We start from the raw sequence: 17,213 nt of genomic DNA on the forward strand, positions 1-17,213 counted from the left end.
CCAGGCGCGTTTTGGGGGACGCCCCCCTTTCCCTCAAAGGCGGCCGGCGGATTTCAGGGCCAGATAGGCGTCCGCAAGGGCGGGAGCCAGTTCGGATGGGGTGGCGTCCACGACGGTGACGCCGTGGCGGGTGAGTTGTTCGGCTGTGCGTAGGCGCTCGGCCTTTGCCTGGGCTGCTGACGCGGCGTCGTAGATGGCTTCTGTGGTGCCGCGGGCCGATGTCATCGATTCGATTTTGGGGTCGGCAACCGATGCCAGGACGACCGTGTGACGTTTCGTGAGACGTGAGAGTACGGGGAGGAGGCCCTCTTCGATGGGGGCCGCGTCCAGGGACGTAAGAAGGACGATGAGGGATCGGCGGTGCGCTGTGTGCAGGGCTGTTGCCGTGAGGCCTCGGGCGTCCGTTTCGATCAGTTCTGGTTCCAGCGGGGCCATGGCGTTGACCAGAGCAGGGAGGACGTCGCCTGCGGTGCGGCCTTGGACCAGGGCGCGGGTGCGGCGGTCGTAGGCCAGCAGGTCCACGCGGTCGCCGGCTCGGGATGCCAGGGCTCCCAGGAGGAGTGCGGCGTCCATGGAGGCGTCGAGGCGTGGGGCGTCGCCGACTCGGCCGGCGGAGGTGCGGCCGGTGTCGAGGACCAAAAGGATGTGGCGGTCGCGTTCCGGGCGCCAGGTGCGGACGGCGACCGCGGAGTGGCGGGCCGTTGCGCGCCAGTCGATGGAGCGGGTGTCGTCCCCGGGAACGTACTCGCGGAGGCTGTCGAATTCTGTGCCCTCGCCCCTGGTCAACACGCTGGTGCGGCCGTCGAGTTCGCGGAGGCGGGCCAGCTTGGAGGGGAGGTGCTTGCGGCTGTGGAAGGGCGGCAGGACGCGGACCGTCCAGGGGGCCCTGTGGGTGCCTTGGCGGGTGAACAGGCCTAGGGGACCGTAGGAGCGGATGGTGACGCGGTCGGCCGTGCGGTCGCCTCTGCGGGTGGGCTGGAGTCGCGTCGTGACGCGGCGCCTTTCGCCGGCGGGGATGTTCACGCGGTGGCGGGACGACTCGTACTCCATGCCGGACAGCCAGCTGCTCGGGGGCCAGGCGTCGCGGACCCTCGCGCGCAGGGGGCGGCGCGAGGGGTTGGTGATCGTGAGGGTGACGTCTGCCGGGTCTCCGAGGCGTACGGAGGTGTCGCCCGAGCGGGTCAGGCGCAGGCGGCGTACGGGGGCGGCCAGCGCGAAGTCGCAGGCGCAGGCCAGGGCCAGCGGGGTGTTGACGGCCAGGATGCCGGTCCAGCTGGGGTCCCAGATGCCGACGGGGAGGGAGCCCAGGGCTGCGAGAAGGGCCGTGCGTCCGGTCAGTGCCATTGTCGTGTCGTCCTCCGTCGGGCGTCGGGTCAGCGGGGGACGGGGACGTGGGTCAGGATCGCGTTGATGACGGAATCCGGGGTGACGCCCTCCATTTCGGCCTCCGGTCGCAGTTGGATGCGGTGGCGGAGGGTGGGGAGGGCCAGGGCCTTGACGTCGTCGGGGGTGACGTAGTCGCGGCCGGTCAGCCAGGCCCAGGCGCGGGCGGTGGCGAGGAGGGCCGTGGCGCCGCGCGGGGAGACGCCGAGGGTGAGCGACGGGGATTCGCGGGTCGCTCGGCAGATGTCGACTACGTAGGCGGTGATTTCGGGGGAGACCGTTGTCTTGGCAACGGCCGCGCGGGCCGTTTCGAGGTCGGCCGCTGTGGCCACCGGGCGGATGCCCGCTGCGTGCAGGTCGCGGGGGTTGAAGCCGGCGGCGTGCCGGGTCAGGACGTCGATCTCGTCCTGGCGGGTGGGCAGCGGAACGTTCAACTTGAGTAGGAAGCGGTCCAGTTGGGCCTCGGGGAGGGGGTAGGTGCCCTCGTACTCGACCGGGTTCTGGGTCGCGACCACCATGAACGGGTCCGGGAGCGGGCGCGCCGTGCCGTCGACCGTGACCTGGCGTTCCTCCATCGCTTCGAGGAGGGAGGACTGGGTCTTGGGCGGAGTGCGGTTGATTTCGTCGGCGAGGACGAGGTTGGTGAAGACCGGGCCCGGCTGGAAGGAGAAGCGGGCGGTGTTGGTGTCGTAGACCAGTGAGCCCGTCACGTCGCTGGGCATCAGGTCGGGGGTGAACTGCACGCGCTTCGTGTCGAGTTCGAGGGACGAGGCCAGGGCGCGTACGAGGAGGGTCTTGGCGACGCCGGGCACTCCTTCGAGGAGGACGTGGCCGCGGCACAGGAGGGCCACGACGAGGCCCGTGACGGTGGAGTCCTGGCCGACCACGGCCTTGGCGATCTCCGTGCGCAGGGCCTCCAAAGACGCCCGTGAGCTGCGGGGATCCGTCGTGGGCCCGGCGTTGTCAGTGGTCGGGTCCATCATGAATTCCGTACCTCTCTTTCGAGGGCGTCGAGGTGGTCGGCGAGTGCGATGAGTGCTGCGTCGGTCGCGGGGGGCGGGCCGAAGAGGAGAGTGCGCGGGTCCCGGGCGGGCGTGGGGAGTTGGCGTGCCAGGGCCGGGAGGAAGGTCTCGGGCGAGTGGGCCTGGGAGACGGGGATGCCGATGAGGGGGGCCAGGCGGGTGCGGGTGGAGATACGCAGAGCCGTGGCGGCGCGGTCGCGGGCGTTCGCCTTGCGGTAGAGGCGGGCGCGGCCTTCGACGGTTTCGGAGGCGCGGATCGCGACGGGCAGGCGCTCCTGGACCAGGGGGCCCAGACGGCGTGCGCGCCAGAGTGCGGCCAGTGCTGCCGCGATGAAGAGCTGAAGGGTGCCCCAGAGCCAGCCCTTGGGGATCAGGTCGACGAAGCTGCGGTCGTTCTGTGCGTCGTCGGCCGCCGAGTCGTCGGAGAGGGAGGGGAGGTACCAGACCACATGAGGGCGCGAACCGAGGAGTTGAAGGGCGAGCGAGGCGTTGCCCTGTTCGTCGAGGCGGTCGTTGAGAAGGATGTCGGGGGAGCCGAGGACGATCGTGTCGCCTTCGCCGGTGGGGGACGGCAGGCGCAGCAGCGTGGGGGAGCCGTGGCTCGGGTAGCAGGAGTCGGCGCCGGTGAGCGTTGTGCTGTAGCGGTGGCCGCCGGTGTCCGCGGGGCCGGCGCGGCGGGCCTCGGGCAGCGCGCAGCCGGGCGTGAGGGGCTTGTCCGTGGCGGGTTCGGGGTCGGTGGCGACGCCGGGGGCCAGCGTGTCGACCGCGGCGGCGCCCGGGGCGACGAGGACGGTGCGGCCGCCGGAGTCGACGGTGGCGGCCTGGAGCCGGGACTGCTGGTGGGCCGTGAGCCGGTCGGGCGTGGCGACGAGGAGGGTCGTGTCGGGGCCTGTCGCCGCGCGGGCCTCGGCGGTTGTGGTGACCACGCGCGTGTCGACGCCCCGGGCGGCGAGGAGTTCGGCGACGGCGCGGCTGCCGCGTTGGTCGGCGGAGCGTGGGTCGAGGGTGCCGTGCTGTTCGCCGGAGCGGACCACTGCGAGGGTCACGCCTGCGACCAGGAGGAAGACCAGGGCCAGGGCGATGCCGCGGGTGCGGGTCCAGATTTGGCGGGCGGTCGGGGTGATGGAGGTGGTGCCGTCGGGGGCCGGTGGCGGTGGTGCATGGGGGCCGTCCGCAGGCCGCGGGGCTCCGCCCCGGACCCCGCTGGCTCTCGTCCACAGACGGGGCTTGAAATGCTCACCCGTGCCCACGGGCTTGATTTGCTCATCCGTGCCGCGGGGGGCGGTTGGTTCACCTGTGCCGCAGGGATCGGTTGGTTTGGTCACCGGGGCGCTCCCGCGGCGGGCGTGAGGGTGGGGGTGGTGCGTTCCACCTCGGTGTCCAGGGTGGACAGGCGCTCGTACGTCTCCGGGGTCGCGGTGCGGCCGCCGTACGCGATGTCGTCGAAGTCGCGGGCTGCCGCGCGGAGGCGGTCCGCGTGCTGGGGCAGCGGGCGGGCCGCTTCGGCGGCGGCCTCGTCGGCGGTGCGGCCGGGGCGCGGGTCGAGGAGGGCGCGCTCCTCCAGGGAGCGGACCAGGGCGCGCATCCGTTCCTGGACGGCCTGGTTCCAGTGTTCCTGGGCGGCGTGTGCCGCGGCGGCCGCGCGGTGTTCGGCGGCGCTGCGCGGGCGGTCGTCGAAGAGCGGGGGCGCCGAGGTGGGGGAGCGGCGCGGCGTGCCGAGGCGCCACCAGAGGGCGGCCGCCACGGCGACGACGGCAAGGAGGATCACGAGCAGGCCGACGGCGCCGCCGGGGGCGGCGCCGGACGCGGCGGAGAAGAGCTCGTCGATCCAGTCCCAGAACTTGTTCAGGGCGCGCATGAACCAGTTCGGGTCGTCCTGGTGGTACGCGGGCTTGGACAGCTCGTGTTTCGCCGCTTCGCGCGCGGGGTCGCGCGGGATCCTCACCGGCGGCTCGTCGCCGCCGGTGAGGACCGACGAGATCGTCGTGCGGAGCACTCCCCCAAGTGCGCTCACGCCATCAGCTCCCCGGAGTGGCGCCGGGGCCGGACCCGTAGTCGTGCAGGCCTGCGGCGCGGGCGAGTTCGAGGTCGAGGGCCTCGCGGCGGATCCGCTGGTCGATGTAGAGGAGCACGGTGACGCCGGCCGTGATCGGGAAGGTGATGGTGGAGCCGACGACCGAGCCGATGCCGGTGATGATGAGGAAGGCCCAGCCGAAGTTCCCGCCGCTGTCCAGGAGGCCGGCGAAGCCGTCTCCGCTGACCGCCCCGGCGATGGCGGTGAACGGGAAGAGGATGATCTCCGAGACGATCGCGGCGATCAGGGACGCCAGGATCGTGATGCCGAAGACCCGCCACCAGGAGCCGCGGACGAGCTTGGTGGAGCGGCCCATGGCCTTGCGGACGGTCTGCTTCTCCAGCATCAGGGCGGGCGAGGCCAGCGACAGGCGGACCATCAGCCAGATCGTCACGGCGAAGCCGATGAGACCGCCGACGACGCCGAGTGCGATGCCGCCCTCGGGCGAGCCGAGTGCGCCGACGAGGATGCCGGGCGCGACGCTCACGAGCATGATCGCGGCGGCGATCAGCGGGAGCAGCAGCGTCAGGCCGAGCAGCCTGAGGATCTGCGGCCGGGCGTCGCGCCAGGCCTCTCCTATGGTGACGGGCCGGCCGAGCACGGCGCGGCTTGTGACCGTCGTCAGCAGGGCTGTCGCGACGATCGTGCCGAGCAGCGTGACGACCGCGACGACCGCGGAGCCGATCAGGAGCGTGCCCAGGGCGCTGAAGAGCTCGCGCGGGGTGGCGTCCGGGTCGTCGAGGGCCGTGGTGGTCGCCGCGTCGTTGAGGACGAAGCCCTGGAGGAGGACCGCCAGGAGCTGGGTGACCACGGCGACCGTCAGGGAGATGCCGAGGACGGTGCGCCAGTAGGTGCGCATCGTCGACACCGCGCCGTCGAGGATCTCGCCGACGCCGAGCGGGCGCAGCGGGATGACACCGGGCTTGGCCGCCGCGGGCTTGCTCTGCCAGCCGCCGCCCCAGCCGGGGTAGCCGCCGCCTCCGGGGCTGCCCGGTCCCTGACCGGGGCCACCGTTTCCGCCTTGACCGCCCCAGCCCTGGCCACTCCAACCCTGACCGCCCCAACCACCCTGGCCCTGGCCGGGAGCCGGCGGGGGCGGGGGAGGGGTCTGGGCGGAGCCGGAGGGGGCGGACCACTGGGCGGGCGGCGGCTGCTCCTTGGACCACTTCGGGCCCTGGCCCGCGGCGTCCTGCGGGGGCGTGTCCTGCGGACCGCTGCCCTGTGCGTCGCCGTTCTGCTCGGGGCCGTCCTTGCGGGTGCCGTCCGGGCCGTCGGAGGGGGCAGATCCGGGCGATGCCCAGCCCGGAGTGTCGTTCATCGTCGCTCCTTCAAAGTGCCCGTCCGCGGTCGCGGCAGCAGGTTGGCTGCCATCGTGCCATGGGGTGGGCGCCGGATGACCTGGCCCCGTGAGGGCTGCACACCTTCAATTGTCGGGTCGGTACGGGGCAGACTGGGCGGATGGCTGATCAGTACGCGCAATCCGGCGAGGACATACGGCCCATCGACGGCATACAGCCCGAGGCCGTCGACATCCCGGCGATCCGATGGGAGGAGCCGGCGGAGGGGCCCGTTCTGGTGCTGCTCGACCAGACGCGGCTGCCCGCGGAAGAGGTCGAGTTGGTGTGCACGGATCCGCAGGCCCTGGTGCAGGCGATCCGTACCCTCGCCGTGCGAGGGGCGCCGCTGCTCGGGATCGCGGGGGCGTACGGCGTGGCGCTCGCGGCCGCCCGAGGTTTCGACGTGGAGGAGGCGGCCGACGCGCTGGCGGAAGCGCGGCCCACCGCGGTCAATCTGGCGTACGGGGCGCGCAGGGCGCAGGAGGCGTACCGGTCCGCGTTCGAGAGCGGGGCGGGTGACGAGGCGCAGGCGCGGGAGCGGGCCGCAGCGGCGGCGCTCGCATCGGCGCGGGCGCTGCACGAGGAGGACGCGGCGGCCAGCGCCAAGATGGCCGAGCAGGGTCTGCGGCTCCTCGACGAGCTGGTGCCGGGTGGCAATCACCGCATCCTGACGCACTGCAACACCGGGGCGCTGGTCTCCGGCGGTGAGGGCACGGCTTTCGCGGTCGCGCTCGCCGCGCATCGGGCCGGGCGGCTGCGCCGGCTGTGGGTGGACGAGACGCGCCCGCTGTTGCAGGGGGCTCGTCTGACCGCCTATGAGGCCGCGCGCAACGGAATGGCGTACACATTGCTCACGGACAACGCCGCGGGTTCGCTGTTCGCCGCGGGTGAGGTGGACGCCGTGCTCATCGGCGCGGACCGGATCGCGGCCGACGGTTCGGTGGCCAACAAGGTGGGGAGCTATCCGCTCGCGGTGTTGGCGCGTTATCACCATGTGCCGTTCATCGTGGTCGCGCCGGTGACGACGATCGACCCGGAGACCGCGGACGGGGCTTCCATCGAGGTGGAGCAGCGGGCCGGGCATGAGGTGACGGAGGTCACGGCGCCGCGGGCGCCGCTGGCCGGAGTGGAGGCAGGTGGCGGGATTCCGGTGGCACCACTGGGGACGCAGGCGTACAACCCCGCGTTCGATGTGACGCCTCCGGACTTGGTGACGGCGATCGTCACGGAGTGCGGCGTTGTGTCGCCTGTGACAAGTGATGGCTTGGGTGAACTGTGTGACAGCTCACTCCAGGCAACGATGAGCTAATGGGATGATGTGGTCCATGAAGGGACGAGTCCTTGTCGTCGACGACGACACCGCACTGGCCGAGATGCTCGGCATTGTGCTGCGTGGTGAAGGTTTTGAGCCGTCGTTCGTAGCTGACGGCGACAAGGCGCTGGCCGCTTTCCGTGAGACCAAGCCCGATCTGGTGCTGCTCGATCTGATGCTGCCGGGCCGGGACGGTATCGAGGTGTGCCGCCTGATCAGGGCGGAGTCCGGGGTGCCGATCGTGATGCTCACGGCGAAGAGCGACACCGTGGATGTGGTGGTGGGCCTCGAATCGGGGGCCGACGACTACATCGTCAAGCCGTTCAAGCCGAAGGAGCTGGTCGCCCGGATCCGGGCACGGCTGCGGAGATCGGAGGAGCCTGCGCCGGAGCAGCTCGCCATCGGTGACCTGGTCATCGATGTGGCCGGGCATTCGGTGAAGCGGGAAGGTCAGCCGATAGCGCTGACGCCGCTGGAGTTCGATCTGCTGGTCGCGCTCGCGCGCAAGCCCTGGCAGGTGTTCACGCGTGAGGTGCTCCTCGAGCAGGTGTGGGGCTACCGGCACGCGGCGGACACGCGTCTGGTCAATGTGCATGTGCAGCGGCTGCGCTCCAAGGTCGAGAAGGACCCGGAGCGGCCGGAGATCGTGGTGACCGTCCGAGGCGTCGGTTACAAGGCAGGACCGAGCTGACGTGTCCCGAAACAGTGCCGCTTCGGCGCCCGGGGCCGCGGGGTCCCGCCCGGAGCGGCCTGTGGGGCCCGCGGCGGGGCCTGCCGCCGCTCGGGGTTCACGGCTGCGCCGGGCCGTGGACGGGAGTCTGCTGCTCCAGGGCGGGATGAAGGGCAGCCCTGTGCTGCGCCTGTTCGCGCGCTGGGTGCGGCGTCCGCTGCTGCCCGCGATGCGGCTGTGGCGGCGGAACATCCAGCTGAAGGTCGTCGTCACGACGCTGCTGATGTCGCTCGGTGTCGTGCTGCTGCTCGGCATCGTCGTCATCGGCTCGGTGCGCAACGGGCTGCTCGACGCCAAGGTGAAGGCCTCGCAGAGCCAGGCCGAGGGCGGCTTCCGCGCGGCCAAGGACAAGGCGGACTCCGCGGCTGCCGGGGTGCGGGACGGCGCGTCCGGTGACAGTCGCACCACGTTGAACCCCAACAACTGGATGAGCGAGCTCGTCACGCAGCTCGCGAGTGGTGGCAAGGGCGCGTTCGACGTCGTGACCCTCAGCTCGAACGATGCCGACAGTGGCAACGGGCGGGCGCCGCGCGGCTCCGGTCTGGTGGACCCGAACCGCAGCGTGCCCGACGACCTGCGGGGGCAGGTCGACCGGATCGCCGGTGCGTCGCAGCAGTACACCAAGATCGTCTACGACGGCGGCAAGGACGCGCAGCCGGGGCTCGTCGTCGGCAAGCGGCTCAACGATCCGCAGGGGCACGCCTATCAGCTGTACTACCTCTTCCCGCTGACGCAGGAGGAGAAGTCCCTCGGCCTGGTCAAGGGGACGCTCGCGACGGCCGGGCTGTTCGTCGTGGTGCTGCTCGGGGCCATCGCCTGGCTCGTCGTGCGGCAGGTCGTCACGCCGGTGCGGATGGCGGCGGGGGTCGCGGAGCGGCTCTCTGCGGGCCGTCTCCAGGAGCGTATGAAGGTCACGGGCGAGGACGACATCGCGCGCCTGGGCGAGGCCTTCAACAAGATGGCGCAGAATCTGTATTTGAAGATCCAGCAGTTGGAGGATCTGTCGCGGATGCAGCGGCGGTTCGTGTCCGACGTGAGCCATGAGTTGCGTACGCCGCTGACGACCGTACGGATGGCCGCCGATGTCATCCATGAGGCGCGGGTCGACTTCGATCCGGTGACCGCGCGGTCCGCGGAGCTGCTGGCCGACCAGCTGGACCGGTTCGAGTCGCTGCTGGCCGACCTGTTGGAGATCAGCCGGTTCGATGCCGGGGCCGCCGCGCTGGAGGCCGAGCCGATAGATCTGCGGGAGGTCGTACGGCGGGTGGTGGGCGGCGCCGAGCCGCTCGCGGAGCGCAAGGGCACGCACATCCGGATCGTCGGAGACGAGCAGCCGGTGGTCGCCGAGGCGGACGCGCGGCGTGTGGAGCGCGTGCTGCGCAACCTGGTGGTGAACGCCGTGGAGCACGGTGACGGCCAGGACGTCGTGGTGCGGCTGGCGACCGCGGGAGGCGCGGTCGCTGTCGCCGTGCGCGACTACGGAGTGGGGCTCAAGCCCGGCGAGGCGACCCGTGTGTTCAGCCGCTTCTGGCGGGCCGACCCGGCACGCGCGCGTACGACGGGCGGGACCGGGCTCGGCCTGTCGATCGCCCTGGAGGACGCGCGGCTGCACGGAGGGTGGCTGCAGGCGTGGGGCGAGCCGGGCGGCGGCTCACAGTTCCGGCTCACGTTGCCGAGGACGGTGGACGAGGCGCTGCGCGGTTCGCCGATACCGCTGGAGCCGGAGGATTCGCGGCGCAATCGGGGGCTCGGTGACGCCGGTGTTCCGGGCGCCGACGGCAAGAAGCTCGCCACCGTGCCGGCCCAGGCGCCGCCCGTACCGGCCAAGGCGCCGATCGCCCCGCGCTCCGGGCAGGCTGCGGTGTCGGCCGATCCCACGGCGCTGCCCGGCAGCGGTGCGCGCGTGGTGGCGCGCGGCGGGGCGACGGGCGAGCCGCGCCAGGCCGACGACCGGGACGAGCACGGTGACCCGGATGGGCACGGTGGGCGTGACGGGAGCGGCGGTCAGCGCGCGGCGGACGACGAGGCGTCGACGGAACCCGGCGTGCCCGCGCGGGCGCGTACGGAGCGGACCGCGGCGACATCGCGCGGTGAGGGGAGCGATGGCGGTCGTGGGTGAACAGCGGGTGCCGCGGCAGCGGCGCGGGATGCGGGCCGGAATGCTGGCCGGGTGCGGTGCGCTCGTACTCGCCGGCTGCGCGTCGATGCCGGACAACGGGGGCCTCGAGTCGGTCGAGGCCTCGCAGCGGCCTGACTCACAGGTGCGCGTCTTCGCCCTGCCACCGAAGGACGACGTCGGGCCCTCCTCCATCGTCGAGGGCTTCCTGGAGGCGCTGACCAGTGACGACCCTTCGTACAGGATGGCGCGCAAGTACCTCACGCCGAAGGCTGCGAAGAACTGGGAGCCCGGGCGGCAGACCGTCGTGCTCGACGACGGGCCCGGTAAGCGCTCGACGGGCCGCCCGAATTCCGGGAACGACGGGCGTTCCTACCAGCTGACCGGCCGTCTGGTCGCCACGGTCGACCAGCAGCAGGCGTACCAGCCCAAGGGCGGGTCGTACCAGGGGGATCTGCACCTGACGCAGGTGAACACCTCCAAGGGCAAGCAGTGGCGGATCGACGCCCTCCCGGAGGGGGTCGTGCTCGGCGAGTCCGACTTCCAGCGGATCTACAGCTCCGTCAACAAGTACTACTACGCGGTGGATTCGACGTCGGGCGGCGAGGCCGGGCAGCGGCGCCTGGTCGCGGACCCCGTCTTCGTACGGCAGTGGACCGATCCGCTGACGGAGACCGTCAAGGAGCTGTTGCAGGGGCCGACGCGCTGGCTGAATCCGGTGGTGCGGACGGCGTTCCCGACGCATGCCGCGCTGAAGAAGGGCACCGACTCGCTGGCGCCGGACGACGCCAACAAGCTGACGGTGCCGCTGAACGAGGCGGGCAGCAGGGCCGGGCAGGCCAAGTGCAAGGAGATGGCGGCCCAACTGCTGTTCTCCCTGCGGGATCTGTCGTCGTCGAGCGTGAACGAGGTGGAACTGAAGCGTTCCGACGGCCGGTTCATGTGTGCGATGACCGAGGACGGGGCGGACGCCCTCGCGGCGCCGCGCTCCACCGGGCGCGTCCCGGACCAGTACTTCCTCGACGCCAAGGGCCGCCTGGTGCGGATGCCGGGCAAGAGCAGGTCGGACAAGAGCCCCGAGCAGGTGCCGGGGCCGCTGGGCGAGGGCGAGCAGGTGCTGCGTTCCGTGGCCGTCTCGCGCGACCAGGAGCGCGCTGCGGGAGTCTCGAACGACGGGCGCTCGCTGTACGTGGCGTCGCTGATCGCCGGTGCCTCGCTGGGGGACCCGGTCGCGAGCAGCCACGCCAAGGCGGAGAAGAACGGCTTCACGACGCCCAGTTGGGACGGGAACGGCGACCTGTGGGTGGCCGACCGCGATCCGAAGCACCGGCGGCTGCTGATGTTCGGGCAGGGCCAGGCGGACAAGGTGCAGAAGGTCCGGGTCGAGGGGCTCGGCGACGACGCCACCATCGAGACGGTGAAGGCGTCCGCCGACGGAGCGCGCATCGGCCTCCTCGTGTCGGAGAAGGACACCACGTCGCTGTGGATCGGGCGCGTCGAGCGGCAGGCCGACGCGAACGGTGACACGGAGGTCTCGGTGACCGAACTGCGCCAGGCCGCACCGCAGATGGAAGAGGTCACGGCCGTGTCGTGGGCGGGCGACAGCCGGCTCGTCGTCGTCGGGCGGGAGCCCGGTGGGCTGCAGCAGATGCAGTACGTGCTGAGCGACGGATCGACGCCGACCGGGCAGGCGCTGCCGGGTCTGACCAGGGTCAGCGAGATCGCGGCGTCGGACAACGACGAACTGCCGCTGCTCGCGCACTCCGACGACGGCATCGTCCGCCTGCCCTCCGGGGCGGCGTGGCAGTCGGTGCTGAAGGACGGGACGGCTCCGGTCTATCCGGGGTAGCCGCGCGGGCCGACGGCCCGGGTGTCACTCGCACGAGCTCAACCCCTGTTCACAACCGTCGAGTTGTCCACAGGGCGTTGTCCACAGGGCTGGTGGGGCGGCCCGCGGGTCGGCACAGTGGTGGGTATGCGGGGGTGGTGGCAGGACCTCTCCGATCTGGTGCTGCCGGCCGAGTGTGCCGGCTGTGGCAGGTCTCGTACGACGCTGTGCGCGCGGTGCTCGGCGGCGTTGCGCGGCGCTGTGCCGAGCCGGGTGCGGCCGCGGCCGGCTCCGCCCGGGATGCCGGTCGTGTTCGGCGCCGTCCCGTACCGGAACGCGGTGCGGGCGGTGCTCCTCGCCCACAAGGAGCGTGGTGCGCTCGGCCTCGCCCGGCCGCTGGGCGTGGCGCTCGCCGGGGCTGTGCGGGCCGGACTCGTGGACAGTGGGGCCGGAGGGGGCGGAGGGGCCAGGAGGGCTCCTGGCGGCCTTCTGGGCCCCGTGACGCTGGTCCCTGTGCCGTCGGCGCCTCGGGCCGTGCGGGCGCGCGGGCACGACCCGACGCGGCGGATCGCGTACGCGGCGGCGGCCGAGCTGCGCCGTGCGGGTGTCGCGGCGCGGGTGCTGGCCGTGCTGCGGCAGCGGCGCGCGGTGGCCGACCAGTCGGGCCTGGACGCCCGGCAGCGGCTGGTGAATGTGACGGGCGCGCTGGAAGTGGTGGGCGGTGGCAGCGCGTTGCTCACCGGAATTGGCCGGATCGTGCTGGTGGACGACCTGATCACGACGGGTGCTTCGCTGGCGGAGGCGGCGCGCGCAATAGCGGCCGCGACCGGTTACGTGAAGATCGATAGGGAACGCGAGGCTGATCGGGGCCGCTCCGAGGCGGGCCCGGGAAAGGCCGACGAGATCGCCGGGATCGCGATTCGGGCGGCCGTGGTGGCAGCGTCTCCGGAATCCTTCGAAATAAACCGGAACTAGTTGGGAATCTGCATCGTTGCAGGTAGAGACAGGGTTCATTCGCTCGGTTGGAGGTACGTGTCAGTAGAGGGTGCCGACAACCGTCCGGGCGAGATATGTTCGGTTGTGAGGAACTCGGCACGAAAGATCTGAGCCGCTCCTCACCATTGGATTGCCGTGTCAGGCGCATTGCACAGACAATTTCGCAATCACTCGACGTGGTGGGGTGTAGATCTTGTCCACGGGGGAGGAGGAGGTGGAAGTCACCGAGTCCGAGACTCCGGAAGTGGCCGGAGTCTGGTGCAAGAGGGAGATGCTCCGCCCAAGGAGCGGGGCTATCCGGGAACGGAGTTCTGCGTGGACATCGTCGTCAAGGGCCGCAAGACCGAAGTACCAGAGCGGTTCCGTAAGCACGTGGCCGAGAAGCTGAAGCTGGAGAAGATCCAGAAGCTCGACGGCAAGGTGATCAGCCTCGACGTGGAGGTGTCCAAGGAGCCGAACCCCCGGCAGGCGGACCGCTGCGAGCGCGTGGAGATCACGCTGCGCACGCGGGGTCCGGTGATCAGGGCGGAGGCCGCGGCAAGCGACCCGTACGCGGCGCTGGACCTGGCCACGGACAAGCTCGACGCACGCCTGCGCAAGCAGCACGACAAGCGGTCGTCGCGGCGCGGCAAGCGGATCTCCGCGGCGGAGGTCGCCGAGCACGTTCCGGACGCCGCCCTGCTCAACGTGGACGGCACGATCGCCAAGACCGAAGAGGCCGAGCCCGACGGCGTACCGACCACGAAGATGGGCTCGCTCGAGGTCAAGGGCGAGGGTCCGCTCGTCGTCCGTGAGAAGACCCACGTGGCGGCACCCATGACGCTCGATCAGGCGCTCTACGAGATGGAGCTGGTCGGGCACGACTTCTATCTGTTCGTCGACTCCGAGACCAAGGAACCCAGCGTCGTCTACCGGCGGCACGCCTACGACTACGGCGTCATCCACCTCAGCACCGACCCCATGGTCTCCCAGGTCAGGGGAGCCGACGCGGGCGACGCCATCGGCGGCTGACCACAACTGACACCCACTCATCGGGTGCCCCTGAGGCGCGTGTGCGCCCCCAGGGGCACCCTTGTGCGACCCCCTGGTGCACCGCACTGCCATCGCGCCGACGCCGGAGCATGAAATCATGGCGGCGCCGGGTCAACCGGCGTGCTGGTGCCTCGGGTTGGCGCGGCACAGGAAGACAGGCCGCGGCCTTCAGGGGGAGGAACGATGGCGGACAGCTTCGGAACCGTTCGGGGCGAGGACGCCGGTGCCGGCGAGGACGGCGTCGGCATGGGGCCGGGTGCCGGATCCTCGCGCGAGGAGCCCATCCGGGTGCTTGTGGTGGACGACCATGCGCTGTTCCGGCGCGGCCTGGAGATCGTCCTCAAGGCCGAGGAGGACATCCAGGTCGTCGGCGAGGCGGGCGACGGGGCGGAGGCGGTGGACAAGGCGGCCGACCTGCTGCCGGACATCGTCCTCATGGACGTGCGGATGCCCAAGAGGGGCGGCATCGAGGCGTGCACCTCCATCAAGGAGGTGGCGCCCAGCGCCAAGATCATCATGCTGACCATCAGTGATGAGGAAGCGGATCTCTACGACGCGATCAAGGCGGGCGCGACGGGATATCTGCTGAAGGAGATCTCGACCGACGAGGTGGCCACGGCCATTCGTGCCGTGGCCGACGGGCAGTCGCAGATCAGTCCGTCCATGGCGTCGAAGCTGCTCACCGAGTTCAAGTCGATGATCCAGCGCACGGACGAGCGCCGGCTCGTGCCCGCGCCCCGGCTGACCGACCGGGAGCTCGAGGTGCTCAAGCTGGTGGCGACGGGCATGAACAACCGGGACATCGCCAAGGAGTTGTTCATCTCCGAGAACACCGTGAAGAACCATGTGCGCAACATCCTGGAGAAGTTGCAGCTGCACTCCAGGATGGAGGCCGTGGTGTACGCGATGCGGGAGAAGATCCTGGAGATCCGGTAGGGCGGGGCTCCTGGGGGAGGGCTCCTGGGGTTTTGGGGCTGCTAGTGCAGGGCTTCGATCAGGGCCTTCTTCAGGGGTGCCGACTCCATGTGCTCCACTCTTACGCTGTCGCAGCCGACCCAGCTCGCCGCTTCGTGGAGTGCCGCCGCCACCGCCGGTACGGCCTTCGGGCCGTCCAGGGAGACCTGCTTGGCGACCAGGGTGCTGCCCGCTCGCGCGGGGTCCACGCGGCCCACCAGGCGACCGCCGGCGAGGACCGGCATCGCGAAGTAGCCGTGGATCCGCTTCGGCTTGGGGACGTATGCCTCCAGGCGGTGCGTGAAGCCGAAGATCCGCTCCGTACGGGCGCGTTCCCAAATCAGGGAGTCGAAGGGGGACAGGAGCGTGGTGCGGTGGCGGCCGCGGGGCGCTGATTCCAGGGCCGTGGGGTCGGCCCAGGCGGGCTTGCCGCCCCAGCCCTCCACCGTGACCGGGACGAGGCCGGTGTCCTCGATCACCGCGTCGAACTGTTCGCTCTTCAGGCGGTGGTAGTCCGCGATGTCCGCGCGCGTGCCGACGCCGAGGGCCTCGCCGGCCTGGCGGACCAGGCGGCGGACGCACTCCGTGTCGTCGAGGTCGTCGTGCAGGAGGGGCGACGGGATCGCGCGCTCGGCCAGGTCGTAGATCCGCTTCCAGCCGCGGCGCTCCACGCAGACCACCTCGCCGTACATCAGCGCGCGCTCGACGGCGATCTTCGACTCGGACCAGTCCCACCACTCGCCCTTGTTCTTCGCGCCGCCGAGTTCCGTGGCGGTGAGGGGGCCTTCCGCGCGGAGTTGCTTGATCACCTGGTCGTACGCGCCGTCGGGGAGGTGGTGGTGCCAGTGGGGGCGGGAGCGGTAGGCGCGGCGGCGGAAGGCGAAGTGCGGCCATTCCTCGATGGGGAGTACGCAGGCGGCGTGCGACCAGTATTCGAAGGCGTGGGGGGTGGGGGACGGGCCCGCGCCCGGCGTCCAGTACGCCGACTCGACCTTGGTCCGGGGGACCGCGCCGAGGCGGGCGTAGGGGATCAGCTCGTGCGAGCGGGCGAGTACGGAGATCGTGTCGAGCTGGACCGCGCCGAGGTGGCGGAGTACGCCACGTACACCGGCTTTGCGGTCGGGGGCGCCGAGGAAGCCTTGGGCGCGGAGGGCGAGGCGGCGGGCTTCGTCGGCGGACAAGGTGGCGGTGGGACGCGGCGAGGTCGTCATGGCCGGAACGATAGAGGCCGGGTCTGACAACGGGGTGTGCCCGGCACCGGGGTTCCCGGCTGCGCCGGGGTGGGCGTCGACCGTAGTGCCTGCGCGGCGCCGGGGTCCCCGGCTGCGCCGAGGTGGGCGTCGACCGTGGCCTGCCCGGCACCGGGGTGCCGCCTTGCCCACCCTGCCGCCCAAGGCGGCAGATTGCCCAAGGCGGTGGCGGTCGACCGCGATGGGTGGGGAGTCGGGGTGGGCGGAGGTTGCCCAAGGCGGTGGCGGTCGACCGCGATGGGTGGGGAGTCGGGGTGGGCGGGAGATTGCCCGAGGCGGTGGCGGTCGACCGCGATGGGTGGGGAGCCGTGGCTGGCGGAGGTTGCCCGAGGCGGTGGCGGTCGACCGCGGCGGGTGGGGAGTTGTGGTGGGCGGGAGGTTGCCCGAGGCGGTGGCGGTCGACCGCGGCGGGTGGGGAGTCGGGGCTGGCGGAGGTTGCCCGAGGCGGGGGCGGCGTCGACCGCAGCGGGTGGGGAGTCGGGGTGGGCGGGAGGTTGCCCAAGGTGGGGTGGGGCCCGGCGTATGCGACCGGTTAGTTCGGGGCTGGGAGGTAGGGGAGGGGGGTGGGGAGGTCGAGGTCGGTGGGGAGGAGGGAGGCGAGCCAGCAGTCGCGGAGGGTGCCCTTGTTGGGCATGGCGGCGCGGAGGGTGGCCTCCAGGGTGAAGCCGGCGCGTTCCGCCACCGTGAGGGAGCCCACGTTGCCGACCTCCGCGCGCCACTCCAGGCGCGGGCAGGAGAGGTCCGTGAAGGCCCAGCGGGCCACGCCCAGGACGGCCTCCGTCATATAGCCGCGGCCGCGGAACCGCTTGGCCGTCCAGAAGCCGACTTCCCAGGCGCCCCCGCGCGGGTGGTGGAGAGATACCGCGCCGACCACCGGGCCGCTGTCCTCCGTGCGTATCGCGAAGGTGTACTCCGTGTCACCGAGCCAGCCGTCCGCGACGACACGGTTGACGAAGTATTCGGCGTCCACGCGCGCGTACGGCGAGGGGATCGTGGTCCAGCGCTGGATGTCGGGATCCTGGGCCGCGGCGTACACCTCGTCGATGTCGGCGGGCACGAAGGTGCGCAGCTGCAGGCGGTCGGTGGTCAGCGTCACGGGGTCCATCGCCCGATTCTGCTCGGCACGCGACAGGGGCGCCATGACTTTTCATGGTCCGTACCGGCACCTTCGCGGTGGCC

Annotated in this window: 14 protein-coding genes; 7 read left to right on the top strand and 7 right to left on the bottom strand. The window is 71.5% G+C overall.

What is annotated here, in order from left to right:
• Positions 1 to 33: 33 nt before the first annotated feature.
• From ACYSUO_RS40995 to ACYSUO_RS41015, 5 genes are all read right to left on the bottom strand, one after another.
• A complete protein-coding gene (locus tag ACYSUO_RS40995; protein WP_461781296.1) occupies positions 34 to 1,344 on the bottom strand; it encodes a DUF58 domain-containing protein in 1,311 nt (436 codons plus the stop codon).
• Positions 1,345 to 1,373: 29 nt separating this feature from the next.
• Positions 1,374 to 2,363, bottom strand: coding sequence for an AAA family ATPase (locus tag ACYSUO_RS41000; RefSeq protein ID WP_461781297.1), 990 nt, complete (start codon positions 2,361 to 2,363; stop codon positions 1,374 to 1,376).
• A complete protein-coding gene (locus tag ACYSUO_RS41005) occupies positions 2,363 to 3,529 on the bottom strand; it encodes a DUF4350 domain-containing protein (RefSeq protein WP_461781314.1) in 1,167 nt (388 codons plus the stop codon). The genes ACYSUO_RS41000 and ACYSUO_RS41005 overlap by 1 nt, the downstream gene beginning before the upstream one ends.
• 197 nt (positions 3,530 to 3,726) lie before the next feature.
• Positions 3,727 to 4,419 carry a DUF4129 domain-containing protein gene (locus tag ACYSUO_RS41010; RefSeq protein WP_461781298.1) on the bottom strand — a complete coding sequence of 231 codons (693 nt, stop codon included), beginning with the start codon at positions 4,417 to 4,419 and terminating at the stop codon, positions 3,727 to 3,729.
• 4 nt (positions 4,420 to 4,423) lie between these two features.
• A complete protein-coding gene (locus tag ACYSUO_RS41015) occupies positions 4,424 to 5,797 on the bottom strand; it encodes a glycerophosphoryl diester phosphodiesterase membrane domain-containing protein (RefSeq protein ID WP_461781299.1) in 1,374 nt (457 codons plus the stop codon).
• 140 nt (positions 5,798 to 5,937) lie between these two features.
• Here ACYSUO_RS41015 and mtnA point away from each other — a divergent pair, with 140 nt between their 5' ends.
• The 7 genes from mtnA to ACYSUO_RS41050 all read left to right on the top strand — a co-directional run bounded on the left by mtnA (position 5,938) and on the right by ACYSUO_RS41050 (position 14,766).
• Complete coding sequence (gene mtnA, locus ACYSUO_RS41020) at positions 5,938 to 7,125, top strand: S-methyl-5-thioribose-1-phosphate isomerase (RefSeq protein ID WP_461781300.1); 1,188 nt, start codon at positions 5,938 to 5,940, stop codon at positions 7,123 to 7,125.
• Positions 7,126 to 7,129: 4 nt separating this feature from the next.
• Positions 7,130 to 7,819 carry a two-component system response regulator MtrA gene (gene mtrA, locus ACYSUO_RS41025; RefSeq protein WP_323179534.1) on the top strand — a complete coding sequence of 230 codons (690 nt, stop codon included), beginning with the start codon at positions 7,130 to 7,132 and terminating at the stop codon, positions 7,817 to 7,819.
• Position 7,820: 1 nt separating this feature from the next.
• Positions 7,821 to 9,977, top strand: coding sequence for an MtrAB system histidine kinase MtrB (gene mtrB / locus ACYSUO_RS41030; RefSeq protein WP_461781301.1), 2,157 nt, complete (start codon positions 7,821 to 7,823; stop codon positions 9,975 to 9,977).
• Positions 9,961 to 11,823 carry an LpqB family beta-propeller domain-containing protein gene (locus ACYSUO_RS41035; RefSeq protein ID WP_461781302.1) on the top strand — a complete coding sequence of 621 codons (1,863 nt, stop codon included), beginning with the start codon at positions 9,961 to 9,963 and terminating at the stop codon, positions 11,821 to 11,823. The genes mtrB and ACYSUO_RS41035 overlap by 17 nt, the downstream gene beginning before the upstream one ends.
• A 126-nt stretch (positions 11,824 to 11,949) precedes the next feature.
• A complete protein-coding gene (locus ACYSUO_RS41040) occupies positions 11,950 to 12,777 on the top strand; it encodes a ComF family protein (RefSeq protein ID WP_461781303.1) in 828 nt (275 codons plus the stop codon).
• 336 nt (positions 12,778 to 13,113) lie between these two features.
• Entirely contained in the window at positions 13,114 to 13,809 is a 696-nt protein-coding gene (gene hpf / locus ACYSUO_RS41045; protein ID WP_461781304.1) for a ribosome hibernation-promoting factor, HPF/YfiA family, read from the top strand.
• Positions 13,810 to 14,013: 204 nt separating this feature from the next.
• On the top strand, positions 14,014 to 14,766 hold the full coding sequence (locus ACYSUO_RS41050) for a response regulator (RefSeq protein ID WP_461781305.1): 753 nt from the start codon (positions 14,014 to 14,016) through the stop codon (positions 14,764 to 14,766).
• Positions 14,767 to 14,807: 41 nt separating this feature from the next.
• On the opposite strand, the gene ACYSUO_RS41055 is transcribed toward ACYSUO_RS41050, so the two are convergent.
• Complete coding sequence (locus tag ACYSUO_RS41055; protein WP_461781306.1) at positions 14,808 to 15,995, bottom strand: winged helix-turn-helix domain-containing protein; 1,188 nt, start codon at positions 15,993 to 15,995, stop codon at positions 14,808 to 14,810.
• A gap of 571 nt (positions 15,996 to 16,566) precedes the next feature.
• Entirely contained in the window at positions 16,567 to 17,139 is a 573-nt protein-coding gene (locus ACYSUO_RS41060; RefSeq protein WP_461781307.1) for a GNAT family N-acetyltransferase, read from the bottom strand.
• Positions 17,140 to 17,213 lie beyond the last annotated feature (74 nt).

Source organism: Streptomyces sp. UC4497 (genome assembly GCF_054871485.1).

What these genes read in the sequence shown, in the direction of transcription:
- ACYSUO_RS40995 (WP_461781296.1), bottom strand. Translation starts at nt 1,344, where the DNA reads ATGGCACTGACCGGACGCACGGCCCTTCTCGCAGCCCTGGGCTCCCTC.
- ACYSUO_RS41000 (WP_461781297.1), bottom strand. Translation starts at nt 2,363, where the DNA reads ATGGACCCGACCACTGACAACGCCGGGCCCACGACGGATCCCCGCAGC.
- ACYSUO_RS41015 (WP_461781299.1), bottom strand. Translation starts at nt 5,797, where the DNA reads ATGAACGACACTCCGGGCTGGGCATCGCCCGGATCTGCCCCCTCCGAC.
- mtnA (WP_461781300.1), top strand. Translation starts at nt 5,938, where the DNA reads ATGGCTGATCAGTACGCGCAATCCGGCGAGGACATACGGCCCATCGAC.
- mtrA (WP_323179534.1), top strand. Translation starts at nt 7,130, where the DNA reads ATGATGTGGTCCATGAAGGGACGAGTCCTTGTCGTCGACGACGACACC.
- ACYSUO_RS41035 (WP_461781302.1), top strand. Translation starts at nt 9,961, where the DNA reads ATGGCGGTCGTGGGTGAACAGCGGGTGCCGCGGCAGCGGCGCGGGATG.
- ACYSUO_RS41040 (WP_461781303.1), top strand. Translation starts at nt 11,950, where the DNA reads ATGCGGGGGTGGTGGCAGGACCTCTCCGATCTGGTGCTGCCGGCCGAG.
- ACYSUO_RS41050 (WP_461781305.1), top strand. Translation starts at nt 14,014, where the DNA reads ATGGCGGACAGCTTCGGAACCGTTCGGGGCGAGGACGCCGGTGCCGGC.
- ACYSUO_RS41055 (WP_461781306.1), bottom strand. Translation starts at nt 15,995, where the DNA reads ATGACGACCTCGCCGCGTCCCACCGCCACCTTGTCCGCCGACGAAGCC.
- ACYSUO_RS41060 (WP_461781307.1), bottom strand. Translation starts at nt 17,139, where the DNA reads ATGGACCCCGTGACGCTGACCACCGACCGCCTGCAGCTGCGCACCTTC.